General features: G+C 64.6%; 24 protein-coding genes. 11 read left to right on the top strand and 13 right to left on the bottom strand.

Translation table 11 applies throughout. The features are described from left to right. Positions 1-127: 127 nt before the first annotated feature. From F6X39_RS28380 to F6X39_RS28355, 6 genes are all read right to left on the bottom strand, one after another. On the bottom strand, positions 128-616 hold the full coding sequence (locus F6X39_RS28380) for a YybH family protein (RefSeq protein WP_222945340.1): 489 nt from the start codon (positions 614-616) through the stop codon (positions 128-130). 123 nt (positions 617-739) lie between these two features. Then, on the bottom strand, positions 740-1,672 hold the full coding sequence (locus F6X39_RS28375; RefSeq protein WP_187619014.1) for a hypothetical protein: 933 nt from the start codon (positions 1,670-1,672) through the stop codon (positions 740-742). Positions 1,673-1,801: 129 nt separating this feature from the next. Then, complete coding sequence (locus F6X39_RS28370) at positions 1,802-2,197, bottom strand: tautomerase family protein (protein ID WP_187619013.1); 396 nt, start codon at positions 2,195-2,197, stop codon at positions 1,802-1,804. 337 nt (positions 2,198-2,534) lie between these two features. Next, positions 2,535-2,963: a YciI family protein gene (locus F6X39_RS28365; RefSeq protein ID WP_184071339.1), complete on the bottom strand. Its 429-nt coding sequence runs from the start codon at positions 2,961-2,963 to the stop codon at positions 2,535-2,537. 188 nt (positions 2,964-3,151) lie between these two features. Next, a complete protein-coding gene (gene pstS, locus F6X39_RS28360; RefSeq protein ID WP_316251732.1) occupies positions 3,152-4,189 on the bottom strand; it encodes a phosphate ABC transporter substrate-binding protein PstS in 1,038 nt (345 codons plus the stop codon). Between the two features lie 272 nt (positions 4,190-4,461). Further along, positions 4,462-5,370, bottom strand: coding sequence for a LysR family transcriptional regulator (locus tag F6X39_RS28355; protein ID WP_187619012.1), 909 nt, complete (start codon positions 5,368-5,370; stop codon positions 4,462-4,464). A gap of 138 nt (positions 5,371-5,508) precedes the next feature. Between F6X39_RS28355 and F6X39_RS28350 the strand changes: the two genes are divergently transcribed. Both F6X39_RS28350 and F6X39_RS28345 read left to right on the top strand, forming a co-directional pair. Further along, positions 5,509-6,273 (top strand): SDR family oxidoreductase, encoded by a 765-nt coding sequence (locus tag F6X39_RS28350; RefSeq protein ID WP_184029733.1) that lies wholly within the window; start codon positions 5,509-5,511, stop codon positions 6,271-6,273. A gap of 292 nt (positions 6,274-6,565) precedes the next feature. Further along, positions 6,566-6,868, top strand: a complete 303-nt coding sequence (locus tag F6X39_RS28345; RefSeq protein WP_184029736.1) for a DUF4148 domain-containing protein — start codon at positions 6,566-6,568, stop codon at positions 6,866-6,868. Between the two features lie 230 nt (positions 6,869-7,098). On the opposite strand, the gene F6X39_RS28340 is transcribed toward F6X39_RS28345, so the two are convergent. The 3 genes from F6X39_RS28340 to F6X39_RS28330 all read right to left on the bottom strand — a co-directional run bounded on the left by F6X39_RS28340 (position 7,099) and on the right by F6X39_RS28330 (position 8,076). Further along, positions 7,099-7,287 (bottom strand): hypothetical protein, encoded by a 189-nt coding sequence (locus tag F6X39_RS28340; protein ID WP_090805701.1) that lies wholly within the window; start codon positions 7,285-7,287, stop codon positions 7,099-7,101. 115 nt (positions 7,288-7,402) lie between these two features. Then, positions 7,403-7,705, bottom strand: a complete 303-nt coding sequence (locus F6X39_RS28335) for a hypothetical protein (protein ID WP_262414838.1) — start codon at positions 7,703-7,705, stop codon at positions 7,403-7,405. Then, entirely contained in the window at positions 7,702-8,076 is a 375-nt protein-coding gene (locus tag F6X39_RS28330; RefSeq protein WP_187619011.1) for a phage holin family protein, read from the bottom strand. The genes F6X39_RS28335 and F6X39_RS28330 overlap by 4 nt, the downstream gene beginning before the upstream one ends. A 224-nt stretch (positions 8,077-8,300) precedes the next feature. On the opposite strand from F6X39_RS28330, the gene F6X39_RS28325 reads away from it, so the two are divergent. After that, entirely contained in the window at positions 8,301-8,702 is a 402-nt protein-coding gene (locus F6X39_RS28325; RefSeq protein WP_187619010.1) for a DUF6566 family protein, read from the top strand. A 180-nt stretch (positions 8,703-8,882) separates the two neighbouring features. Here F6X39_RS28325 and F6X39_RS28320 read toward each other — a convergent pair whose 3' ends face one another. Beyond that, positions 8,883-9,128, bottom strand: coding sequence for a hypothetical protein (locus F6X39_RS28320; RefSeq protein WP_187619009.1), 246 nt, complete (start codon positions 9,126-9,128; stop codon positions 8,883-8,885). Between the two features lie 118 nt (positions 9,129-9,246). Beyond that, positions 9,247-10,656, bottom strand: a complete 1,410-nt coding sequence (locus tag F6X39_RS28315) for a 3-deoxy-D-arabino-heptulosonate 7-phosphate synthase (protein WP_187619008.1) — start codon at positions 10,654-10,656, stop codon at positions 9,247-9,249. 371 nt (positions 10,657-11,027) lie between these two features. Between F6X39_RS28315 and F6X39_RS28310 the strand changes: the two genes are divergently transcribed. The 8 genes from F6X39_RS28310 (at position 11,028) to F6X39_RS28275 (ending at position 23,191) form a co-directional block, all read left to right on the top strand. Next, positions 11,028-12,278, top strand: coding sequence for an MFS transporter (locus F6X39_RS28310; RefSeq protein WP_187619007.1), 1,251 nt, complete (start codon positions 11,028-11,030; stop codon positions 12,276-12,278). A gap of 332 nt (positions 12,279-12,610) precedes the next feature. Then, positions 12,611-13,474, top strand: a complete 864-nt coding sequence (locus tag F6X39_RS28305; RefSeq protein ID WP_187619006.1) for a TetR/AcrR family transcriptional regulator — start codon at positions 12,611-12,613, stop codon at positions 13,472-13,474. A gap of 200 nt (positions 13,475-13,674) precedes the next feature. Next, entirely contained in the window at positions 13,675-16,173 is a 2,499-nt protein-coding gene (locus tag F6X39_RS28300) for an acyl-CoA dehydrogenase (protein WP_187619005.1), read from the top strand. A 144-nt stretch (positions 16,174-16,317) separates the two neighbouring features. Then, positions 16,318-17,733, top strand: a complete 1,416-nt coding sequence (locus F6X39_RS28295) for a 3-oxoacyl-ACP reductase (protein WP_187619004.1) — start codon at positions 16,318-16,320, stop codon at positions 17,731-17,733. Between the two features lie 14 nt (positions 17,734-17,747). After that, complete coding sequence (locus F6X39_RS28290) at positions 17,748-18,680, top strand: MaoC/PaaZ C-terminal domain-containing protein (protein ID WP_187619003.1); 933 nt, start codon at positions 17,748-17,750, stop codon at positions 18,678-18,680. Positions 18,681-18,739: 59 nt separating this feature from the next. Beyond that, entirely contained in the window at positions 18,740-20,041 is a 1,302-nt protein-coding gene (locus F6X39_RS28285) for an acetyl-CoA C-acetyltransferase (protein WP_187619002.1), read from the top strand. A gap of 326 nt (positions 20,042-20,367) precedes the next feature. Continuing rightward, positions 20,368-22,155: an AMP-binding protein gene (locus F6X39_RS28280; protein WP_187619001.1), complete on the top strand. Its 1,788-nt coding sequence runs from the start codon at positions 20,368-20,370 to the stop codon at positions 22,153-22,155. A gap of 97 nt (positions 22,156-22,252) precedes the next feature. Then, positions 22,253-23,191: a DUF1571 domain-containing protein gene (locus F6X39_RS28275; protein WP_187619000.1), complete on the top strand. Its 939-nt coding sequence runs from the start codon at positions 22,253-22,255 to the stop codon at positions 23,189-23,191. Here the strand turns inward: F6X39_RS28275 and F6X39_RS28270 are convergent. Together F6X39_RS28270 and F6X39_RS28265 are read right to left on the bottom strand one after the other, a co-directional pair. Then, on the bottom strand, positions 23,188-23,616 hold the full coding sequence (locus F6X39_RS28270) for a hypothetical protein (protein WP_187618999.1): 429 nt from the start codon (positions 23,614-23,616) through the stop codon (positions 23,188-23,190). The genes F6X39_RS28275 and F6X39_RS28270 overlap by 4 nt on opposite strands. Positions 23,617-23,676: 60 nt before the next feature. Further along, the gene (locus F6X39_RS28265; RefSeq protein WP_187618998.1) at positions 23,677-25,254 is read right to left on the bottom strand and encodes an FAD-binding oxidoreductase; all 1,578 of its coding nucleotides are present in this window, start codon (positions 25,252-25,254) and stop codon (positions 23,677-23,679) included. Between the last annotated feature and the right edge of the window lie 26 nt (positions 25,255-25,280).

Raw genomic sequence — 25,280 nt, 5'->3', positions numbered from 1 at the left:
ATGCGAGCAGGGAGCCTCGTTTGCGCGTCCAATTCACCGAGTTGAGCATCGATTCGCTTCGTCATCCGGAAAATTCGACGGCATCTCGTCTGCAACTTGGGCAGTTGGTCCATTGATCAGCGCTTCCCTAGCGCCTGAAAATTACCTGCGCCGTGCCGACCTCGATCGGAGAGGAGGTGTGCTGGTGGACAATTTTCCATCCGTCGGCCTGCTGCCTCAGCGTCATGGTCAGGCGATTGTCCATGGAGCGCAGTTCCGATCCGTCGGCGTCGACGGCTTTATATGTCGCGAAGGCGTGAACGACGGCGAGGTCCGCGGCGACGATCGTTCGCGCCACGCTGAAATCGACTATCACACGTTCCGTACCCAGCGAACCGAACCAGCCCTCCACCATGGCGCGCCACGATGCGATGCCGTTGTACGACCATGTCCCCCACATGTCGAAGACCACCGCATCGCGGTCGTATAGCGCAACGAACGCGTCCACGTCTTTTGCCAATACCGCGGCTTTGTAGCCCTCCAGGACTTGCAGGATCGGATTGTGGAGTCGGTTCACAGTGTGCTCCCAGGTCGGATGACGATGGCGGCCAGACTTGGCGCAAAACGGCAGATCCAAGGTTCCTGACCAATTGTCTTACCAGGCAACGACGATCGACGCACCATCGGATCGACATCCCCCCGAAAAAACCTTCAACACGATATTGCGTTGCATTGATCAGATCCCCGCCCGCTGCGCGGATCACTGGGCGATCTGCTGACGTTGATACTCGTCGTGCTTCATTTGCATATAGTCGGCGCGGCTGACCTCGTGCAATTGCCGCGGATACTGCTCGGTCGCATCGAACCAGTCAGCGAGGCGTTTGTCGAGGCGGGCGTTGGGCGGGCTGGAAAGCGCGCCAAGATAGGCATCGATGGCGAGGTAGTAGCGCATCGTATTGCGTTCGACCAGGCCGCGCACGCCGCCGATGTATTGCGGCTCGCTCGTCGACGAATCGGGCGTAGCGGAAAAGCCGACCTTGTCGCTGCCGATCGTCGCCAGGTAGGTTTTCATGGCAATCCGTCCCGCCGTGCCATATCCGTACGCGTAGGTCAGGTGAATAAAGGTGCGGTTATCGCCCACCGGTATCGCTTCCACCACGATACGGTAGTCTTTCGTGCTCAGCGGACCCTTGGCGGCAGTGAGCTCGACGCGAAAATAATCGGGGGTGCTCGCTACCGCACGAAAGTTGAATTGCACGCGGTACGACGACGAAAGCGATTCCTTGGTTTTCTTGCCGATGTTCACGGTGAGGATCGTACCGCTGTCGCTGGTCGACGCGTGGCAGTATTTGGTGTTCAGATGCAGGATCAGCACGTCGCACCAGTTGGCCGGGCCCTGAGTCGGGTCGTTGAGCGCGCCGCTGACCACCGCGAAAGGATAGTTGAGCAGCCCGTAAATATCGCCCTTGAGCGCCGACGGCAACTCCTGCGATTCGAGGTACAGCGGTCGCTGAAACTGGTTGTGCGCGAGTTGCTGCGTCAGACTTTGATATTTCGCGTGCAGGCGAGCCGCGCCGTCGTCCGCTTGCGCGACGACGCTCTGGCATAAGAAACAGAACACCGTCGTGATCAAGACCATCCACCACGGCCGCGTCCGCCGATTACCCGCCAGGTATGTGGCAAGCCCGCTCATGGCCCTCCTCCTACTTTGGCTCGGGTCGTGGCGCAACGGAGGCGGATCCGATCCTGGCGCCCTCGTGGTTCCCGCATATCGGCGACGTCACACGGCCATGCGCAAATACAGGCCGCGGAAGCCGGACCCTCATCGCTCGCCCGGCTCCCATTCCGGGCTGTAACCTCCAAGCGCCGGGTGATACATCTCATCGCCGGAGTGCTGAGTGAACTCAACGTTGAGTCGGTCCTCGCGCAAGCCAAGAATATCGATGCAGAGCGCGCAAAGCGCTTTGGCCACCTCCATGCGCGACTCGGGCGGCCGCCCCCTTCTGATATCGAGCATCATCAACGCGACAGGCACCGGTTCTCCGCTCTCCTGCGCAATGCGCCAGACGCTACCGGGACCGAGTTCGCGTATGGCTACGCTGATTCGCCTGACGTCCACCGACATCATCCGAGCATAGGTCTCACTCATTTTCGCCGCGAGCAGCCTTTTACTCTCGACAGAGTAGTGATCGTTTACATCAAGCTGTAGATAAGGCATTGCGTCGATCTCCTGGGAACGCGTTTCGCACGCGCCAACTGTATGCCGAAAAGCAGTTGCATAAGGTCGTAAACCTGCCCAATGCCAACGGCGGGATCTTCAAGCCGAACCGGATGTGGGCGATTGGTTCCCGAGCGACCTGAGCGCCGAAAAGATCGAGCAGATACCTTCGCACCGACCGGCTTCGAACGCCTGGCCGGGCGACAGCCACTGACGACGGCAATCATCGACCCGTGGCATCGGGCTTCCGGACAATGCATCGGAAGCCCGCGTCAAGTCTCAGACAGTCGGAGTGGGATTGCCTGCGCATTCCCGCAGACTGATGCGGTGAAAATCGTCAACGCATCTGCCCGTCAATTTGCTTGCGCAGACGATTTTCCTCGTCTTGAAGCTCGGGCGTAAAAGCTTCGCCAAAGTCCGCAGGCTCAAAGAACGGGCGAATCTCGATCTCTGAATCACTGACCATCGGATTCGGGCAGCGCTTTACCCATTCGATCGCTTCGTCCATCGATTGAACCTGCCAGAGCCAGTACCCGGCGATCAATTCCTTGGTTTCCGCAAACGGGCCGTCAATGACGGTGCGGTCCTTCCCTGAGAACCTCACGCGAGCGCCGGCCGAACTCGGCTTCAACCCGTCTCCGCCCTGCATGATGCCGGCCTTGACCAATTGCTCGTTGTACTGCCCCATCGCCGTGAGGAGTTCCGTACTCGGCATTTGCCCGGCTTCCGATTCGGGGGTTGCCTTGATCATGACCATAACGCGCATTTGGGTTTTCCCTTTGAAGACGAAAGTGTCTGGAGGCAACGGCGCCTCCAGTGACTACGACGAATGATCATAGGAGAAATCGACACGCGCAAGACACGATTGCGCGATTTTTCAGAACGTTTCGATGAGCGTAAAGGCGTCTGGCTGCCGTGAGCATTGACAGAACTCCCCGATCCGCCACGAGGTGGTCACGGCACCGCGAACGCGTTGTGCACCGACTTTTCGCCTGCATCGGCGGGCCATTGTGCGCGGATCTTCGTCACGACCAGTTCCGGAAGCGGTATGTAATCCAGCGCGTTGACCGTCGGCCCACCATGACTCAACGCCCATTCGAAAAACTTCATGGTGGCTTCGTCGTGGCCCGGCTGGTTCGGCGTCGCGGGAAGCAACACATAAGTCGCGCCCATGATCGGCCAGGCATCCTTGCCCGGCTGGTTGGTCAGCGATTGCGAGAGAGAACCCGACCAGTCCGCGCTCGCCGCGGCTGCCCTGAAGGTCGCGGCGCTGGGCTGAACGACATTACCCGCCGCATTGGTCATGGCAACGTACTTCAAGCGGTTCTGTTTCGTGAAATCCCATGCGACATAGCCGATTGCGCCGGGCAGATAGCCGACGTACGTGGCAATGCCCTCGTTGCCTTTGCCGCCGATGCCGAGCGGCCATCGCACGCTAGTGCCTTCGCCTACCCTGCGCTTCCATTCGGGACTGACCTGCGCGAGATAGTGAGTCCAGATCAGCGTCGTGCCCGAGCCATCCTGGCGACGCACCACGGCAATCGGGTAGTTAGGCATCTTGATCTTTGGGTTCAACCGCACGATTGCCGGGTCGTCCCAGAACTGAATCTTGCCGAGAAAGATGTCGGCGACGACCGGCCCCGTCAACATCACCTCGCCGGCTTTGAGTCCCGGAAGGTTCACGACGGGTACCACGCCGCCGATTACGGTTGGAAATTGCCGCAAGCCGTTGCGGGTCAGTTGATCGTCGGTCAGTGGCGCGTCCGAGCCCGCAAAGTCGACTTCCCGGGCGATGACCTGCTTGAGCCCATCGGACGAACCCGTGCCCTGATAGATCACCCTGCTGCCACCCGACTTCTGGTAGTCGGCGGCCCATCGGGTGTAGAGAGGAGCGGCGAACGTGCTGCCGGCTCCCTTGATGTCGGCGGCGTAGGCCACGGCTGTGCATGAACAGCAGATCAGACCAGCCATGATGGCGTCGAATGTTCTCACGAATGTCTCCCGTCGGTTCTTGTTCCGGGACATCGCTGATCCAGACCTGCCACTGCGTGAACTCGTTGGAGGGCGACCGTGCCGGTGATTCAATGTGCAGTTTTCATCTGGTGTGTCAGGTCTCCTGCATGACGCGCCATACGACACATTAAAGAACGGTGACAGACCGAATTCCAGTTGAATCGTGCTATCGAACGCGCCGTGCCCGGCGGCCTCTTCCCCAATTGCAGGCATCCGCTTTCCGGGTAGCCGACACACATCAGACATCCCCTTCACGTCTCGTCCCACGGTGGCACGCCCGAGAACGCGTTGACCAGGAAATCGATTGCCGCACGAACTTTTGCGCTCACGTGGCGACGGCTCGGATACAGCGCGAGCACATCGATATCCGGCAAACGGTATTCGGGCAATACCTGGACGAGCCGGCCTGCGCGTAGGTCCTCGCCGATCAGAAACGTCGGCTGCCAGATCACGCCGTGCCCCGCGAGCGCCGCCGCGCGCGCGGTGTCGCCGTTATTGGTGTGCATGTGGCAGTCGACCTCGACAGCATGCGTTTTGCCGTCTTTGTCCATCAGTTGCCACTCGTCCGCCGTGGCGGCATACGTATAGCCGATACATCGATGTCCGAGCAGGTCCGTCGGCGTTTCAGGATGTCCCCAACGCTTCAGATAGTCGGGAGATGCACACAGGATGTTTGTCGACGTCGCCAGTTTGCGGGCCGCGTGATCGACCGTGCCGGCGCGCGAGATGCGGATGGCGAGATCGAAGCCCTCCTCGACGATATCGACGACGCGATCTATCAGCGTGATGTCGAGTTCGACGTCGGGATATTGCTGCATGAACCGTGGCCACAGCGGCGCGAGATGCAGGATGCCGAAGCTGACCGGTGCATTGATACGCAGCCGTCCACGCGGTTCGATCGACGTTGTCGACACGAGCCCTTCCGTTTGCGCAACGTCTTCGAGGATTGCCTTGCATCGCGAATAAAGCGTTTCACCGGCCTCGGTAACAGACAATCTGCGTGAGGTGCGATTCAGAAGCCGCGCACCGAGATGCGCCTCCAGTTCATTCACGTAGCGGGTCACGTTCGCGGGCGAGGTTTCGAGCGCATCGGCCGCGCGCGCAAAGCTGCCCCGGTCGACTACGGTGACGAAGATCTCAAACGCGCGCAGCCGGTCCATATGGCACTCCGGTCATTCATAAAAGCTGAATGATATCGCCATATTTTTGGTCTTTTTGTCTCAAGAACGGAATCTTATAGTACGTCTCGACGAGCCGACGCATTGGGCATCGGCCGATGATCAAACCGGAGATTCAACATGCAACGCTTGACAGGAAAAGTCGCTATCGTCACTGGCGCCAGCGCGGGCATTGGTCGCGCCGCCGCCAGGCTGTTCGCCGCCGAAGGCGCGAAAGTTGTCGTGGCCGCACGCCGCGAAGCTGAACTCGAGGCGCTGGTGAGCGAGATCGCTCGCGACGGCGGCACGGCTGTCTCGCTGGCAGGGGACGTGCAATCCGAAGAATTCGCGAAAGCGCTGGTCGAACTCGCCGTCAGCCGCTTCGGCCGCCTCGACATCGCCTACAACAACGCGGGGACGCTCGGTGAAATGGGACCGTCCACAGGCGTATCGGAAGCGGGCTGGTCAGCGACGCTGGCCACCAACCTGACGAGCGCGTTTGTCGGCGCCAAGCATCAGATTCCTGAAATGATCAAGCAAGGCGGTGGGTCGATCATCTTCACGTCGACGTTCGTCGGCTACTCGTTCGCCTTCCCGGGGACCGCCGCCTATGCCGCGAGCAAAGCCGGGCTGATCGGACTGACGCAAGCGCTCGCGGCTGAATACGGCCCCCAAGGCGTGCGCGTCAACGCGATCCTCCCGGGCGCGGTGGACACGCAGATGTATCGCGGTATGAACGATACGGCCGAATCGCAGACGTTCGTGACCGGGCTGCACGCGCTCAAGCGGGTCGCAAAGCCGGAAGAGATTGCCCGCTCGGCGCTCTACCTTGCTTCCGACGATTCGTCCTTCGTGACGGGTACCGCTTCGTTGGTGGACGGTGGGGCTTCGATTACGCGCACCTGAGCTTTCTTGACGACGGCACCCGCGGGAATGCGGATGTTCGACGACGAACCGCGAACGGCTGCTTGACCCACGCCTCGATGATGTCGGCTCGTGTCCGGAGGTACGGTCTCGGATGCGCGGCCGACATCGGAGCGTTCGGGCGCGAGCGTCGACCAGCGTCGGCTGATGGACGAACCCCCTACCATGAAAAATAAACGACCACTGTACGGTTCCTCACCTAATCTTTGATCAGTTGAACCGCGAGAAGCGAAGCGCGAGTCAGCCGGAGTAACCAACAAGGAGGCGGGCCATCATGAAGACGTTAGTCCACACAGCTTGCGCGGTCGCGGTCATGGCTGTGTCAGTTGCATCGCTGGCGCAGTCGGACGGGGCGCTGACGCACGCGCAAGTGCAGGCAGAAATCGCTCAGCTCGAGCAAGCCGGCTTCAATCCGGCCAATGCGAATACCGTCGACTTTCCTACCAACATGCCGACCACCAACGCCACTGCCGCAGGCCAGAGCAGCGGCTACGGCCCCGCGACCAGCGGTACGCAGCAGATGGGTAATCCGGCCAGCACGAGTGGGATGAAGCCGGTGTTCTTTGGCGGATCGTAAGCCTGCCCGTCTGACCAGTTCGCCGCTGCAGAGCATGCCCTCCCCGCCGGGGACGGCGTGGAGTGTCGTGCTATGCGCGCTTGCAGAGTGATTTCGGCCGCCGCCTGAATGCCCGAAACCGTCATGACGACGATTTCGGACGCACCTGATCGAGCGCCATATTGCATGGCGCCTGTTGAATTGCCAGCGTTCATTCGCTGAGCGCCGGGGCGCGAACAGCTAACACCTCGTCAGCGTTTCTTAACGTCGATGGTCAGAATTTCGTATCCGGGGTCGGCGTGCTCGTTCGCGACTTTATTCGCTTCCTCATACGAGCGAAAGGACGTGGCTTCCTTGATCTCCGGTGCCATGCCGATATCGCCGTCCTCTGCGGTGCAGAGGAACTTTTCGCCGGTCTTTACGACGTAGACGGTCGTCATATCTCCCTCCATGGCTTGCAGGGGAACTTCCAGTCTAGCAGGCTGGTAGGGTTGCACACGGTTCGCTGAGGCGATTCTGCTTTGCGTGGTCCGATCGCTGCTTTCGCTCAGGGCGTCACTGCACGATCGACCGCCGCACATTGCGGGCGATCCACGCCGCAAGACCGGAACGGCCCGCGATCGACAGCGTGCGGCGCGGCCCCAGCACGATGCCGCCGATCACCAGCGCGAGAAGCAGCGCAACATGCGGCGCCTCGGCGAGCGACGCGAGCACATTGCCGGCGGAGGACCGCGAGGCTGCCCGCGCCGCCGGCAACGCGGCAGTCTGGTTCGCCGCGACCAATGCGGCTCGCGATGCCTCCATGCGTTCCAGAATGGTGACCCGGGCAAGCTCATTGGCGTGATGTGGCTGACTCATTTGAGCGACTCCCTGAGAGCGTCGAGATCGGAGTGAATCTCGGCCTTGAGCACGTGAAGCGATTGCGCCGGTTTCTGCGCCCGCAAGAAGAGCAAGGACACGATGCAAACGAGCAGCCACGCGGCGGCCACGCCCCATACCACCGCAAGGAAGTAAGGCGTCTGCCACGCGGTGGCGATGATCGCGATGCAAATGAAGGACAGCGTGAACAGGCCCGCGACTGCCAACGCCATGAGTGCGCTCAACTCGCGCACCAGACGCTTTCGCGTCTCCTCGACTTCCAGCGCGAACAGTTCGCTATAGTCGGTTATACGTTCGACGCAGAATCGCCCGACGTTGCGCCACCTCGTGACCTTCGCATGGATCGACATTCCGTCCTCCTTACGATGCATTTGCGGCGGCCGCCATCAGCAAAGACTTCGCCTCTCGGCCGACAGAGCGAAGCGACGCCAGCGCTGAACGCAGCGCAAGAGCCGGGCCCGCGCTGAGCGATCGCACGCCGCGTGCCCGTTCCTGGACGGATGCCTGCACGCGTTCGCCCTGTCGGCACAGCGCTTGCTCGAATCAGGCAGATCATTCGCTCGCCGAGGACAGCATGACCCCGCTCCCCCCAACCGATCACACTGACCGCAGCGCCGACGCAAGCATCGGCGAGACCGGCTCCGATATGGCTAGCGCGGACGGACGCGCGATGCCGGCCGCGCGCGTCGAGCACGGCTCCCACAACGCGATGTATGACGCGCACCGCGGCGCGCTGATCACGGTGACCGCGCATCGGAACTCGCGAGGCGCCTGGATCGCCGACGTGTCGATTTCCCGCGAGGGCCGGCCGCTGGAGATACCCGCCAATCTGGCCAACGTGGAGCCCGTGACGCCGGAATGGCTCACCGAGGCGGAAGCGTTGCGCGCCGGCGTCGAACAGGGCCGCTATCTGATCGACCGGACGCAGGGCGGCGGCTCCGCACCTCTGTCGGCGTCGCTGGGGCCGGTGCGCTGACGTGGGCGTCGCAACACGCGCACGTCGCAATACGCGCATGTCGCAACACGCGCACGTCGCAACACGCGCATGTCGCAAATGTCGTGATTGCAGGTTCGACGGATTGCCCGGGTCGAGATTGTCTTTCTGATCGCCGAGGCGTTAGAACCGTGCCCGCCCCGGCGACCCGGCGCAAACGCGTTACTCGTCGCTATCGAGCCCGCCCGGCAGCGGCCCGATCGTCATGCCCGCGCCCGACCCTGTGCGGGTTCCGGGGGGATAGGCATCGGTTGCTGTCTCGGGCGGAACGTCCGCGACGCAGCGGCTCGCGTCGCCGCCGCGCAGACATTGCACGAAACGGTCCGCCTCCTGTGGCGAACGAAATCCGTAGATCTTGCTGGCAACCTGCACCTGTGTGTCCGACAGTCGCTTCGACGGCATTTCCATCACCCCTCCTTTTTGCTCGAAGATCTATCGCTACGAGCAACTCGCGCGCCACCTCCAATGCAATCGCGCCGCGACTGCGGCACAGCGCTTGCGTTGGCCCCAGGCAGACCTGGCAGGCCTAGCGCGCCGCGCTCAACCGTCTTGCGTCGGCGATGCCGACGGCGGCCCGCAAGTCGTCCGGATGAACCATCAATTCGCGGACCTCGCGCAGCGTCGCGTACTGGTCGAGCGCCGTCCGCCATCTCGGCGATTCGAGCAACTGATGCCACACCGGTTCCAGCACCGCGCAATCGGCGTCGCGCCCATCCGCCAGTGCGGCCGCGAAATCGAGGCTGGCGTGCGCCGACAGCAGCTGCATCCGGCTCGCAGGGCCCAGCACGCGCGGCGCCGCTTCGACGGGTGCGTCGCAGCAATAGAGCACGGTCCTGCGAAGACCGGCGCCGTCGCTCGTCAGCGCGGCGAGCGACGCGCCGCTCAAACCCACCGTCCCCTGCTGCGTCCGAAACGGGTAGACGGTGTGCGGGTCCGCATGCGCAAGCAGCGTCAGTCCACGCACGAGCCGCGGCAGATCGGTGGTGGCTGCATCGACCGATGCCTTCGCTTCGACGAGCAGGCAGACGTCCCACGCCGCCGCGTCGGCCGGGGGCTGTGCCTGGCGCAGCAGCACCACGTCCCATTCGGTTTTCGCGCGCTCGTGGCTCGCGGGTATCGCGGCCGGCACGCGCATCGAGTTCACGACACGGTACGAGGCGAGCGCACCCTGCGCATCATTGAGGCGCCGCGCGAGCGCGTCGAGCGCGTCGGCGGCCGATGCCTCGACCGCGGCGCCGCGCTGCTTCGAACTCAAGCCTCGTGCCACGGCAGTCGAGCTTCCCGGGCGCGGTCCCTGGCGATCCCACAGCGTCTGGTACTGGCGCACGCGCTCGTCGGACGCGAGCGCGTAAAGACGGCGCAAGCGCTGCAAAGCGGCACTCTCCAGCAATTGCGCGAGGCCGCGTTGCAGCGCCGCGTCGTGCGCGATTTGCGGCGTATCGATGCAAGCTTGCACGGCTTCGGCCAGCTCGGGCCACGCTTCGGCGAACGCCAGCGCGTGCAGACGCGCCAGCGCGTCGCGTTGCAGGCCGGGTAGCAGCCGCTGCTGTTTGGCCGGATGTGCGATCGCATTGACGGCCGCGTAGATCAGCCGGCGATCGACGCTCGCGTGCGCGGCCAGCGACGCGTACTCGCGCACCACCGTGCTGCGGTGCCGTAGCAGCGTCGCCTGAAACACCGGGTCGCCGGCTTCCTCGCGCATCGCCTCCCGAATCATGCGCGCGAGCGCCTCGACGAAGAAGCGCTGGTTCGCCGCATCCGGCGCTTCGCCACGCGCGCGCGCCTCACGAGCCTGCTCGATCGCGAGCGCGAGCACGGTGGCGGGTCTCGCTTGCTGCGTCGGCGCGCAGACGGCCGCGAGCGCCGGCAGGCGATAGCGACGCGCGACAGCGTCGAGCATCTCGTCGAGCAACGAAGGCGATGGCGTCAAGGACATAGCGATATGTCGATCAGTTGGCGAAATAACTGTACATGAAGGTTCGATGCGGCGCGCGGACCGGCACGGGCCGCCCCGTCAAAACGCCATTGCCCTAGACTTCATAAAAAATGGGCGCTGGGAAATCCCGATAAACATTACAAAACACAAACATGAATCGAACCGGCAATTACATTTTTCCGACATTAAACATGCATGACGAATTCAGCACGAAAACTGCTGTCCGGATTAACACGGAGAAAACCGGCTTCAACCATGCAGACGCTTAATGCTCGGCGTACACTCGCCGGGAAGCGCTTGCCATAAGGCGCAAGGGCTACGGTGCCGCCCGCGATCAAACGCGGTTTTGTGGAGACTCAGGAGAACAAGCAATGAGCTGGACTCGGGAACAGAGAAACGTCACGATCGCCGCCTATCTAGGCTGGACCCTCGACGCATTCGATTTCTTTCTGATGGTGTTCGTATTGAAAGATATCGCGCAGGAATTCAATACGGACATTCCTTCGGTCACAGTCGCGATCATGCTGACCTTGATGATGCGCCCGCTCGGCGCATTGATTTTCGGCTGGCTCGCCGACAAATACGGCCGTCGTCCGACGCTGATGCTCAACATCGCGTGCTTCTCCCTGCTCGAACTGCTGTCCGGTCTGTCGCCGAACCTGATGACGCTGCTCGTGCTGCGCGCGCTGTTCGGTATCGCGATGGGCGGCGAATGGGGTGTCGGCGGCGCGCTGACCATGGAAACCGTGCCGACGAAGTCGCGCGGTATCGTGTCGGGTCTTCTGCAAGCCGGTTATCCGAGCGGCTACCTGCTCGCGTCGATCGTGTTCGGCCTGTTCTATCAATACATCGGCTGGCGCGGCATGTTCTTCGTCGGCGTGCTGCCCGCGCTGCTCGTGCTGTACATTCGCGCGCACGTGCCGGAGTCGCCCGCGTTCAAGACGCTCGAGAAGAAGGTCCGTCCTGGCCTCGTCGCGACGCTCAAGCTGAACGTCGGTCTGTCGATGTACGCGATCATCCTGATGACCGCCTTCAACTTCTTCTCGCACGGCTCGCAGGATCTGTATCCGACCTTCCTGCGCGTACAGCGCCAGTTCGACGCGCACACGGTGTCGTGGATCACGATCACGCTGAACATCGGCGCGATCTGCGGGGGTCTGTTCTTCGGCTGGGCGTCGGAGAAGATCGGTCGCAAGCGCGCGATTTTCATCGCCGCGTTGATCGCGCTGCCGGTGCTGCCGCTGTGGGCCTTCTCGACCACGCCGATGCTGCTCGCGCTCGGCGCGTTCCTGATGCAGATCTCGGTGCAAGGCGCCTGGGGCGTGATTCCGGTGCACCTGAACGAAATCTCGCCCGATGAAATCCGCGCGACCTTCCCCGGTCTCGTGTATCAGCTCGGCAATCTGATCGCGTCGGTCAACGGTCCGCTGCAAGCGAAAACCGCCGAACTGCACGGCAACAACTACGCGCTCGTGATGGCGATCGTGGTCGGCATCGTCGCGATCCTGATCTGCGCGCTGATTCCGTTCAGCCGCGAGCGCCGCGGCATCGACATGACGCAGTCCGCGCGTGAAGTCGTCGGCGCGGAATCGACGGGCGGCGCGGTCGGAGGACGAGTTTAAGAGCTTGAGGCTTTCGAACCAGACGGCTAGCCAATACGCGTCAACGCGTGGGAGCCGGATCAACCCGGTCGTCGAGCGCAAGGCCAGATTACATCGCAACACGACACGAGGCCGTTCCGATTCGTTCGGAACGGTCTTTTTATTTTCCGCGCGGCATGACGCGCCGCGCTTCGCCAGCATGGCTCCCCGACAGGTCTTCTAGAGGAGTTCGTCGAGCCCGTCCCTTGATCGCACCGACCATCCTTTCTTATCCTAAAAAAACGGTCGTTTCAAATATCGATTTGAATCGCGTGTTTGCGAGCCGGCAGCCCCGGCAACTGGGAGACGGCAACATGGCAGTTCGCACACCCGGCCGGCATGCCGGCGATACGAAGTCACGCATTCTCGACGCCGCGGAGACGCTGTTCATCGAATGCGGCTATGAGGCGATGTCGCTGCGCCAGATCACTTCGCGCGCCGAAGTCAATCTTGCGGCGGTCAACTATCACTTCGGCAGCAAGGAATCGCTGATTCACTCGATGCTGTCACGCCGGCTCGATCAGCTGAACCGGGAGCGCCTGAAGCTGCTCGACCGTTTCGACGTCATGCTCGGCGCGCGCCTGACCTGCGAGCACGTGCTCGGCGCGATGTTCATTCCGGCGCTGCGTCTGTCGCGCGATCCGCGTGTCGGCGGCAAAGCGTTTCTGCGCCTGCTCGGGCGCGCCTATACCGATCCCGCGTCGTTCATCCGCGACTTTCTGAACGCGCATTACGAAGCGGTGGCGATGCGCTTCTTCGATGCGTTCCAGCGCGCGCTGCCGCATCTGCCGCGCGAGGAGCTCGGCTGGCGGTTGCATTTCGCGATCGGCGCGCTGTCGGGGGTGCTCGCCGGCACCGATACCGACAGCCTGATTGCCGAGTTCTCGCAAGGCAAGTCGATGAACGATCTGCAGCTCATCGCGCGCCTGGCGTCGCTGATGGTCTCCGCGCTGAAGGCGCCGCTGCCGGATGGCTCGCAACTGGCCGCGTTCGGCGCCGTGCTCGGCGATGCGACCGACGGCGGCGTGGACGGCACGTTCGCCAGTGCGCACGAACATACCAGCGGCGAGGAGGCCGCGTGCGCAGTGGCACGCGACACGGTCGACAGCAACAGCCGCGGCGGCACTATGGAAGCGGCGCCGGCAAGCTATCAGCATGGGCTGCACGGCACCACCTGACGACGTCTCACGGCGTCGGCGCGTCATCACTCGACATAACCACCACACGTCGTACATGGAACCCGATCGAGCTCGCTTACCCGAGCAGTACATCCACGTTGCGCAGCGTCAGTCGAGTCGGTAAGACACGGTAACGCCCGACGCAAGAGCGCGACTCGCAGCCGGCCCGGCGATTGCGTCACCACAGAGGAGGAAACGTCATGCCGTGGTTCATCCTGGCGCTCGTCATCGCCGCATTCGCTCTCGTCTACGTTCAGGCCCGCGCCTCATGGTGGCTCGCCTCGCTGATCGTCTGGGTCGCCGCCGCGCTCGTGAGCGGCGCGGCCGGCCCGCTGCTGACGACACTGCTCGCGATCGTGTTCGTACTCCCCGCCCTCGTGCTGACGATCAAACCGCTGCGCCGCGCATGGCTCGCGAAACCGGTGCTCGACACGTTCCGCAAGATCCTGCCGCAGATGTCGCCGACCGAGCGCGACGCGATCGAGGCGGGCACGGTCTGGTGGGACGCCGAGCTGTTCTCGGGCCGCCCGCACTGGGACACGCTGCTCGGCTATGGCCCTGCCATGCTCAGCGCCGAAGAGCAGACGTTCCTCGACGTCGAATGCGAGCAACTGTGCGACCTCGCGAACGACTGGGAAACCACGATGGTCTGGCAGGACCTGTCGCCGCCAACGTGGCAGTTCATCAAGCAGCACGGCTTTCTCGGCATGATCATTCCGAAGCAGTACGGCGGCAAACAGTTCTCCGCGTACGCGCATTCGCAGGTGATCATGAAGCTCGCGACGCGCTGCTCGGCCGCGGCCGTGTCGGTGATGGTGCCGAACTCGCTCGGCCCGGCCGAGTTGCTGATGCACTACGGCACCGACGCGCAGAAGAACTACTATCTGCCGCGTCTCGCACGCGGCGAGGAAATCCCCTGCTTCGCGCTGACGAGCCCGTATGCCGGGTCCGACGCCGCCGCGATTCCCGATGTCGGCATCGCTTGCCAGGGCCTGCACGAGGGCCGCGAGACGCTCGGCTTTCGCGTCACGTGGGACAAGCGCTACATCACGCTCGGGCCGATCGCGACCGTACTCGGCCTCGCGTTCCGCGCGCTCGACCCCGACCATCTGCTCGGCGCGAACGACGAACCGGGCATCACCTGCGCGCTGATTCCGACCGACCACCCTGGCATCGACATCGGCCGGCGTCACTGGCCGTTGAACGCGGTATTCCAGAACGGCCCGAACTCGGGCAAGGACGTGTTCATTCCGCTCGACTGGGTGATCGGCGGACGCGCCCAGGTCGGCAACGGCTGGCGCATGCTAATGGAGTGTCTGGCGGCGGGCCGCGCGATCTCGCTGCCGTCGTCGAACGTCGGGATGGCGAAGATCGCCGTGCGCGGCACCGGCGCATATGCCGCGATTCGGCGCCAGTTCCGCACCGCCGTCGGCAAGTTCGAGGGCGTGCAGGAAGCGCTCGGCCGCATGGGCGGCAACCTGTACGTGATGGACGCCGCGCGCCGCCTGTCCGCGCAGGCGGTCGACCTCGGCGAAAAGCCCTCCGTCATTTCGGCGATCGCCAAATATCACATCACCGAGCGCGCGCGCATGGTCATCAACGACGGCATGGACGTCGTCGCCGGCAAGGGTATTTGCATGGGGCCGTCGAACTTTCTGGCGCGTGCGTATCAGCAAATGCCGATCTCGATCACCGTCGAAGGCGCGAACATTCTGACGCGCTGTCTGATCATCTTCGGCCAGGGCGCGATTCGCTGCCATCCGTACGTGTTGAAGGAAATGACGGCGACGCGCGAGCCCGATCGCGCGAAAGCCTTGCGCGAGTTCGACGCGGCGTTCTTCGGTCACGTGAATTTCACGGTGTCGAACGTGGTGCGCAGCGCCGTGTATGGGCTGAGCGGCGGCGCGCTGATCGCGAAGCCACGCCGCGCGTATGCGCCGCTCCATGCGTACTATCGCGCGGCGACGCGTCTGTCGGCCGTGTTCGCGTTGCTCGCCGACGTGTCGATGTTCGTGCTCGGCGGCGATCTGAAGCGTCGCGAACGCATCTCGGGACGCCTCGGGGACGTGCTGTCGCAGCTGTTCCTGATCTCGGCGACGCTGAAGCGTTTCGAGGACGAAGGCCGACAGCACGACGACCTGCCGCTCGTGCGATGGGGCGTCGAGGATGCGCTGTACAAGGCGCAGCACGCGCTCGACGGCGTGCTCGCGAACTACCCGAACCGGGTCGCCGCGACGCTCGTGCGTGTGCTCGCATTCCCGTTCGGCCTGCCGCATCGCGAGCCGTCGGACGGGCTCGGCAGCGAGATCGCCGAACTGATGCAAACGCCCGGCGCCGCGCGCGAGCGGCTCGTCGCCGACTCGTACGTGCCGCACCCCGACGTCGATGCGCTCGGCTATGGCGAGCTCGCGTTCGCGCTCAATCCGCAGTTCACGCAAATCGAGCAGAAGCTGCGCGAGGCGGTGAAGCAGGGTCTGCTCGAACCGCTGCCGCAAAGCCTGCCGCAGTTCGCCGCATGGACCGATGCGGCGCAACGCCAGGGCCTCGTCGACGCGGACGAGCGGCGCGTGCTCGACGACTACGCGCGCTACGGCGCGCAAGTCGTCAAGGTCGACGATTTCCCGGCCGACTTCGACCTGCTCGCGAGCTTGCAACAGCGCAAGCAGGCGCTCGAAAAGGCGCTGGAACTGGTGGCCTGATGCGCGCGCTCACGCAGAAAAAACTACCGACCCGGCGCGGCAAACCGTACCGGAGTCACGCAACTCAAGGCACACTGACACACGTCCGGCGCCCCTGAAAATCACGGGGCTGCCCGCGGCGCGTCCAGCAGAGCAACCGATAACATGAATGATTCCTACCTGAAGTTCGTCAACTCGCCGTTCGGCGGCCGTCTCGCGCGCTCGCTCGGGCTGCCGAAGCCCGAGGTGCTGCGGCGCTATCGCGCGGACCGGCCCGAGTTCGACGGACTGATCGCGATCGGCGCGGGCCGCGAGCCGCGCCTGTTCGACGCGCTCGGGAGTCTGATCGCCACCATCGGCATGACGAGCGTCGCGCACGAAAGCGCCGGGCTGTGGGTGCCGCTCGCCCATCGCCACGGCCTGATGACCGGCCGCTTCGAGCCGGCCGAAGCCGGTGCGCCGGGCAAGCTTGCCGCGTTGATGTTCGACGCGAGCGGTATCGACGACAGCAGCCTGCTCGAACCGCTGCACGGCTTTTTCCACGACACGCTGCGCTCGCTCGGCAAGTGTGGGCGCATCGTCGTGCTGGGCCGGCCGCCCGAGGCCTGCGCGAGCCCGCGTCAGTGGACTGCCCAGCGCGCGCTCGAAGGGCTCGTGCGCTCGCTCGGCAAGGAAGCGCGGCGCGGCATCGCCGCGAATCTCGTGTACGTGGAGGAAGGCGCTGAAAACGCCATCGAGGCGACGCTGCGCTTTTTCCTGTCGCCGCGCTCGGCCTATGTGTCCGGTCAGGTGGTGCGGATCGCGGCACATGGCGCGCTGCCGCACGACGCGCCCGCGTTCGACTGGCGCCAGCCGCTCGCCGGCCGGCGTGCGCTGGTCACGGGCGCGGCGCGCGGCATCGGCGCGGCGATCGCGAGCGTGCTCGCGGCCGAGGGCGCGCATGTGATCGGGCTCGACATTCCGTCCGCGCGCGACGCGCTCGATGCGACGATGCGGCGGCTGAACGGCAGCCCGCTCGCGTTCGACATCGCCGCGCCCGAAGCGCCCGGGCAGATCGCCGCCGCGCTCGACGAGCTCGGCGTCGACATCGTCGTGCACAACGCCGGCATCACGAAGGACAAGACCATCGCGAAGATGACCGATGCCGTCTGGCAAAGCGTGATCGACATCAACCTGAGCGCGCAGGAACGCATCGACGACGCGCTGCTCGCGGGCGGCATCCTGCGCGACGGCGGGCGCATCGTCGCGGTGTCGTCGATCAGCGGCATCGCGGGCAATCCCGGCCAGACCAACTACGCCACGTCTAAGGCTGGCGTGATCGGCCGGGTGCAGAGCATGGCGCCGCCACTGCGCGCGCGCGGCATCACGATCAACGCGGTCGCGCCCGGCTTCATCGAAACGCAGATGACCGCGAAGATTCCGCTCGCGATCCGCGAGGCCGGCCGCCGCATGAACTCGATGAGCCAGGGCGGCCAGCCCGTCGACGTCGCGCAGACCATCGCGTGGCTCGCGCATCCGGGCTCGGCCGGCGTGACGGGCCAGGTCGTGCGCGTGTGCGGTCAAAGCCTGATTGGCGCCTGAACGGGAGCATGGGTATGGACGAACCGCGTGATCCGTTCGGCAGCCGTCAGCTCGCTCCCGCGCCGGGCGACGGCGCGCGGCCGAAAACCGTCGTCATCGAAACGCTGCCCGCGCCGGCAAAGCTATACGGGCGCGCGCTCACGGGCATCGTCAAGCGCGGCCGCGACACGCGGCTGCCGCCGTTGCGGCTCGTGCGCCCCGCCGTCGTGCTCGAGCCCGGCCCCGTGTGGCGCTATGCGCGCGTGTGCGGCTTCATTCCCGAGCACGGCGTGCCGCTGACCTACCCGCACCTGCTCGCGTTTCCGCTGCATCTGCTGATGCTGACCGACCCCGCGTTTCCGTGGCCCGCGCTCGGTCTCGTGCATCTGGCCAATCACGTGCGACTGCGCCGCCCGCTCGCCTACAAGGACCTGCTGCGCATCGAGGTCGAATTCGGCGCGCTGCTGCGTCACGACAAGGGCCAGGCGTTCGTCGTGCATACGCGCATCTATCGGCGCGGCGAGGCGGTGTGGGACGGCGACAGCATCTACCTGAAGCGCGCGGTGCCGGCGCTCGGCCATCCGCTCGAAGCGTTGACGCTCGGCCCCGATGCGCTGCAACGGATCGCGCGCTGGCAGCTCGCGCCGCAACTGGGCCGCGACTACGCGAGCGCGTCCGGCGACTACAACCCGATCCACATCAGCGCGCTGTCGGCGAAGGTGTTCGGCTTTCCGCGCGCGATCGCGCATGGCATGTGGACGCTCGCGCGCGCGGCGTCGTCGCTGCAGCCGCCGAAGCCGCTCGCCGAAGCAACGCTCAGCGCCGAGTTCAAGGTGCCGATGCTGCTGCCGGGCGAAGCGTCGCTGTGGAGCGCATCGCCTTCGCTGATCGAGCGCGATCTCGAGGTGCGCGATATCGCCGGGGAAAAGCCGCATTTGCGCGGGCGCATGCAGTGGCGGCTGCTGTGAACCGCGAGCGCGCCGTTCGCATCGACCAATAATCTGGGAACGACCCAAAGGAGCCGAGCATGTCCCACCCGCAACCTGCCGTGCGCCGCGTCGCCGTCATCGGGGGCAACCGGATTCCGTTTGCCCGCTCGAACACCGCGTACGCGAGCGCATCGAATCAGGACATGCTGACCTTCACGCTGCAAGGGCTGATCGATCGCTATGACCTGCACGGCGTGCGTCTCGGCGAAGTCGCGGCGGGCGCCGTCATCAAGCACTCGCGCGACTTCAACCTGACGCGCGAGTCCGTGCTGTCCACCACGCTCGCGAAGGAAACGCCCGCCTACGACGTGCAGCAGGCCTGCGGCACCGGCCTCGAAGCCGCGATCCTCGTCGCCAACAAGATCGCGCTCGGGCAGATCGACGCGGGCATCGCGGGCGGCGTCGATACCACGTCCGACGCGCCGATCGGCGTCAACGAGCGCATGCGCAAGATCCTGCTCGAAGCGAATCGCGGCAAGAGTACCGGTCAGCGTATCGCCGCGCTCAGCAGGCTGCGGCCCGGCATGTTGTTCAAGCCGCTGTTGCCGCGCAACGGCGAGCCCCGCACGGGGCTGTCGATGGGCGAGCATTGCGAGCTGATGGCCAAGCGCTGGAACATCTCGCGCGAGGCGCAGGACGTGCTCGCGTACGAGAGCCATCGCAAGCTCGCCGATGCGTACGCGCGCGGCTTCGTCAACGATCTGATGACGCCGTACAAAGGCCTCGCGCGCGACAACAACCTGCGCGCCGACCTGTCGCTCGAAAGGCTTGCGAACCTGAAGCCCGTGTTCGACCGCGACGCGGGCACGCTGACCGCCGGCAACTCGACGCCGCTGACCGATGGCGCATCCGCGGTACTGCTCGCGAGCGAAGCGTGGGCGGCCGAGCGTGGCTTGCCCGTACTCGCGTATCTGAGCTGGTCGGAAACCGCGGCGGTCGACTTTTTCGACCAGCAGGAAGGCCTTCTGATGGCGCCCGCCTACGCGGTGCCGCGCATGCTCGCGCGCGCCGGCCTCACGTTGCAGGACTTCGATTTCTACGAAATCCACGAAGCGTTCGCGGCTCAGGTGTTGTGCACGCTCGCGGCATGGCAGGATGACGAATATTGCCGCACGCAGCTTGGCCTCGCCGGCGCGCTCGGTGCGATCGACCGCACCAGGCTCAACGTGAACGGCGGTTCGCTCGCGACCGGCCATCCGTTTGCGGCGACGGGCGGACGTATCGTCGCCGCGCTCGCAAAGATGCTGGCGCAACTCGACAAACCGGCCGGCAGCGCACGCGGGCTGATCTCGATCTGCGCGGCGGGCGGCCAGGGGGTCGTCGCGATTCTGGAACGCTAGGGCCTGTTGACGCTAATAACGGGCTTGCGCTGGCCGCCAGAAGGGCCGAGCGCAAGGATTGCGACGCAGCGAATACTCGACGTATTCGCAAGGAGCATGACGCGGCGATCGGCCCTTCTGGCGGTCAGCCCCGGGAAGGATTTTTTTAAAACAGGGGAACGTGCCTTTGCGCGCGTAGTGCAAGGAGAGAGGAGCGCCGTTTGGCCGAGCCAAACAAGCGACGACCGACGCCGCAATACGCGCGCAAAGGCACGTTCGCAAGCCCGTTATTAGCGTGAATAGGCCCTAGCGCGGCAGCGCATACCAACATTTTCAGGAGGCAACCGATGACCGAGCCCACCCAAGCCCCGCTGCACGTGCCGGACGCAGGCGGCATGCCTCGTCAAAACCCGGTGCCCCACCCCGCTCCGAACACCGACGGCATCTGGTACGCGTCCTATCCGGACGACGTGCCGCGCGACATCGACGTCACGCAATACGAGTCGATCGATCAGTTCTTCGACGAATGCATCGCACAGTTCCGCGAGCGCGTCGCGTACGTGAGCGTCGGCGCGAACCTGACGTACGGTGAACTGGGCCGCAAGGCGAGCGCGTTCGCGGCGTACCTGCAAAGCATCGGCGTGGAGCCGGGCGAGCGCGTCGCGATCATGCTGCCGAACACCTTCCAGTATCCGGTCGCGCTGTTCGGCACGATCAAGGCGGGCGCGGTGGTCGTCAACGTGAATCCGCTCTACACGGTGCGCGAACTCGCGCACCAGCTAAAGGACAGCGGCGCGCAGACGATCGTCGTGTTCGAGAACTTCGCGAAGACGCTCGAAGATGCATTGCCCGGCACCAAGGTGCGCAACGTGATCGTGACCGGGCTCGGCGATCTGCTCGCCGACGGCGCGAACCTGAAGGGACACCTGCTCAATTTCATGCTGCGTCACGTGAAAAAGATGGTGCCCCCTTACAAGCTGCCGCAGGCAGTGCCACTCCTGAAAGCGCTTTCGGTCGGTTATGCGCGGCCGCACACACCGGTGCGCGCGACCCACGAAGACATCGCGTTCCTGCAATACACGGGCGGCACAACCGGCGTCGCGAAAGGCGCGATGCTCACGCACCGGAACATCATCGCCAATCTGTTGCAGGCGAAGGCGTGGGCCGCGGGGCAGTTGTCCGGCGAGGGCGAAACGGTGCTCACGCCGCTGCCGCTTTATCACATCTACTCGCTGACCGTGAATGCGTTGATCTTCATGGGGCTCGGCGGGCGCAACATCCTGATCGCGAATCCGCGCGACATGAAGCGCGTGATGATGATCATCCGTCACGAAAAATTCACCGGCATGACCGCGGTCAACACGCTCTATAACGCGTTCCTCGACAACGAGGAATTCTGTCGGCGCGACTTCTCGGACCTGAAGCTCGCGATGGCGGGCGGCATGGCGACGCAGAAAGCCGTCGCCGAGCGCTTCAAGGCGGTGACGGGCAAGCCGATCATCGAGGGCTACGGACTCACCGAGTGCTCGCCGATCGTCTCGATGAATCCGGTCGATCTGACCAATCTGCGCGACTTCGAGGGCTCGATCGGCTTGCCCGCGCCGTCCACGCAGGTGCGCTTCAGGAAGGACGACGGCAGTTGGGCCAATATCGGCGAGGCGGGCGAGCTGTGCGTGAAGGGCCCGCAGGTCATGAAGGGCTACTGGAACCGCCCCGACGAAACCGCGAAGGTGATCGACGACGACGGCTGGCTCGCGACCGGCGACATCGGCGTGATGGACTCGCGCGGCTTTATCCGTCTGATCGATCGCAAGAAGGACATGATCCTCGTGTCGGGCTTCAACGTGTATCCGAACGAAATCGAGGACGTGATCGCCGCGCATCCGGACGTGCGCGAAGTCGCCGCGATCGGCGTGTCCGACCCCGCGCAGGGCGAGCGCGTGAAGGTGTTCATCGTGCGGCGCACGCCGACACTGACCGCCGAGCAGGTGATTGCGTACTGCCGCAAGAATCTGACTGGCTACAAGGTGCCGAAGCTCGTCGAGTTCCGCGACGAGCTGCCGCAAACCAACGTCGGCAAAATTCTGCGCCGTGCGTTGCGCGACGAGGAACTCGCGAAACAGAAGTCCGCCTGACGGGAATAAGCGTTGCTTCAAAGCGTTATTGCTTTGTTGCTTCGCGTTATTGCCTTGCAGGTTGCATGAGCGGCCGCGTCACTTTCTGGAGAAATTCATGAAGCACCGCATGTCCGCCCGTTCGCATCGCCTGCGACAGCGCTTGCCGGGTGCGCTGCTCGTCGCGCTCGGCCTGCTGTCGGTGCCGACGGCCTTCGCGCAGAACGACGACCGCCCGCCCCCGCTCAACACCGCGAGCGCCGTCAAGCCGCCCACCACGCCGGCCGCGCAGGTCGGCAAGCTGACGCTCGACCAGCAGGTCAAATGGCTGCGCGCCGCGCAGCAAAGCGGCACGCTCGAAAAGCTCGACGACGCGCAACTGGTCGCGCTGTTCCAGTCGCTCGATCCGCTCGCGCTGCCGCGCTATATCAAGGAAGGGCCGAACGACTACCCGTCGTACGAGTTCACGATGTCGCGCTCCGAGCGCATTCGCGGCATCTGGCCCGACAAGCCCGATCACATGCTGGTGCGCGTCGCGCACGACCCGCTGCGCATCTACGCGAAGTGGCTGCCCGACGGCGCGCACGCGGGCCAGGAAATCATCTACGACGAATCGAAACGTAGCGACGAAACCTACGGCCACCTCGGCGGCATCATGAACGTGATGCCGTTGTGGACGTCGCTGACCGGCGCGCTCGCACGCTCGCAATCGAATCACAGCGTGCGCGATCTCGGCACCGAGTACGTTGCCGATCAATACCTGAGTGAAGGAAAAAAATACACCGAGGCCGGCTTGCCGCGTTCGGTGCGGATCGAAGTGAAGACCATCGACGGTGTGCGCGTCGTCGCGTTCACGTTCGAAACACCGGTCGGCCAGCCACAGTTCTACGCGAAAAAGGAAACGCTCGGGCTCGATCTGCGTCATCCGTTCTTTCGCAGCGTCCAGTCTTACGACAACGACGGCAAGATTTTCGAGCAGATCGTGTTCGAGAGCATCACGCCGAAGACATTCGACGATTCGACCTTCGATCCGAAGAACAAGGACTATAAGTTCTAGCGCGCGCTGCGCGGCGTCAGCGCGAAGGCCACGTGGGCGGGTTGCGCATCCAACCCCGCGCGCGCTTCGTGACGATGCTCGACGAAGCGTCCCGTGCGAAGCGCGAGGTGTTGCAGGACGAAGTAATCGGACGCGCGCGTGAAGCCGATCAGCGCGGGCATCGCGTGCGGGGTCCGCCCAACGTCGAGCAGTGGCGCAAGTGTGGTGAACCAGAGCGCGCCCGCATCATCGCCGGTTTCGAAGGTCGGCAAGCGAAGATGCGCGGCATAGCGTGCGAACGACGCGCCGCATTCGAGCGTCGAGTCGACGATCGCGAACGCACGCGCATCGTCAGCGCACGCGGCGGCTTGCGCGAGCCACGGCCATGCGCCGCCCGCGGCCGTCGCGAGGCATGCACCGGTGAGCATGAAAGTGCGTCGATCCATTGGCGTGTACGTTCCGTTCTGTTTGCGCTTCGGTTTGCCGTGCGTGTGCGCACGCGTCGTTCACGTGTACCCCCGCCGGTCGCGCCACGCCGCCGGCCAGATGCCCTGCTTGCCCGGCGCGAGAATGCCGTTCGGGTCGAGCGCATCCTTCAGCGTTTCGGCGAAGCGCAGCGACGCACCGTCGTTGAAGCTATATTGCGCGGCCGCGAAATCCATGTACGCGAGATGCGCGCGATATTCGCCGTAGCCGGCCGCGCGCGCGTCGCTCATCAGCGAGCGCAGCAGCGCGCCGGCCTGCTCCACCTGGTTCGCGTCGTCGCGATCGAAAATCGCCGCGAAAATATGATGCAGATGCCGCGCGCCCGCGGTGAAGCCACCGTAGTAGTCGAAGCCGTATTCGGCGGCGCGCGCTTTCACCATCGTGTACTGGCGCATCGCGTCGCGCCCGGTCGCCGGACAGATCGGCGCGAAGTCGACGTGCGCGCCCGCGCCGCCGCGCCAGTCGAGCATGCGAAACGCGGTCATCGCGGGAATGCCGGCCATGTTGCGATCGCCGCCGCCAGTCGGCTGAGCATCGCCCCCATAACGCGCCGCCGTGAGCCGCGCCTCTGGCACCCGCGCGAACGCGCGCTCGATCAGCGCGTAGCGCGCATCGATCAACTCGGGCGTGCCGTACAGCGCGAAATGCAGGTTCCAGCGCCCGACGCCGAGTTTGTCGAGCATCGCCTGCACCGCGCTCCCGGGCATCGCGCCCGCGCCGTCGTACCACTGCCGGCGTGGCGACAGACTCGCCGCGCGCCGCAATCCGCCCTCGATCACCGCGTGATTGCGGATCGTGCCGTCGAGCCGCAACGGCCGCAGAATCTCGACGATCTCCTCCAGATCGGCCTCGCGACGAAACTGGATTTCGCCGAGCAGATACGCGGGCGGCGCGGGCATCAGCCACACGCCGAGCTTCGTCACGATGCCGTAGTTCGACTGCATGAACATCGCATCGAACGACGGCCCGTAGCTCGGCTGATACAGCTGCCACGCAGTGCCGATCTCGACGCCGCCCATGCCGGTGCGCAGCACGTCGCCGTTGGCGAGCACGACCTCCATCCCGCATTGGGCCGCCGCGTGATCGCCGTAGTCGGTATAGCCGAAGCCGCGCTCCAGCGTGTTGCCGACCACGCTGCCCCAGCCGGCAGCCGGTGGATCGACCCAAAGCTTGTAGCCCTTGTCGCGCAGATGCGCGTACAGATCGAAATAGCTGACGCCCGGTTCGACCAGCGCGTAGGCGAGCGTTTCGTTGACTTCGAGGATGCGGTTCATGCGCTGCAAGTCGAGCACGACCGAGCCGCTGAGACGCGGCGCCGCGCCGCCGTACGCGAAGTTGCGCCCGGTCGACACGGTCCACAGCGGAATCCGGTACTGATTGGCGATGCGCAGCACCGCGCGGATTTCATCGACCGACGCGGGCAGCAATGCGGCGCTCGCGACAAACGCCCCCGGCTCGCCAGGCGCGAACGGATCGACATAGGCGGCGAGGCCGGCGTCGGAACGCAGCACGTGCGCTTCACCGACGATCGCGCGCCAGCCGGCGAGCGCCCGGTCGAACTGCGCGGCGGACAGGTTGGGCGGCAGCGTCTGGGGCAAGGCGTCTCCTTGTCGGTCGGGTAAGC

Source organism: Paraburkholderia sp. UCT2 (assembly GCF_014397665.1).
Lineage (GTDB): Bacteria > Pseudomonadota > Gammaproteobacteria > Burkholderiales > Burkholderiaceae > Paraburkholderia > Paraburkholderia tuberum.
The sequence above is the reverse complement of the archived record's forward strand: the minus strand, read 5'-3'. Positions and strand labels throughout refer to the sequence as shown.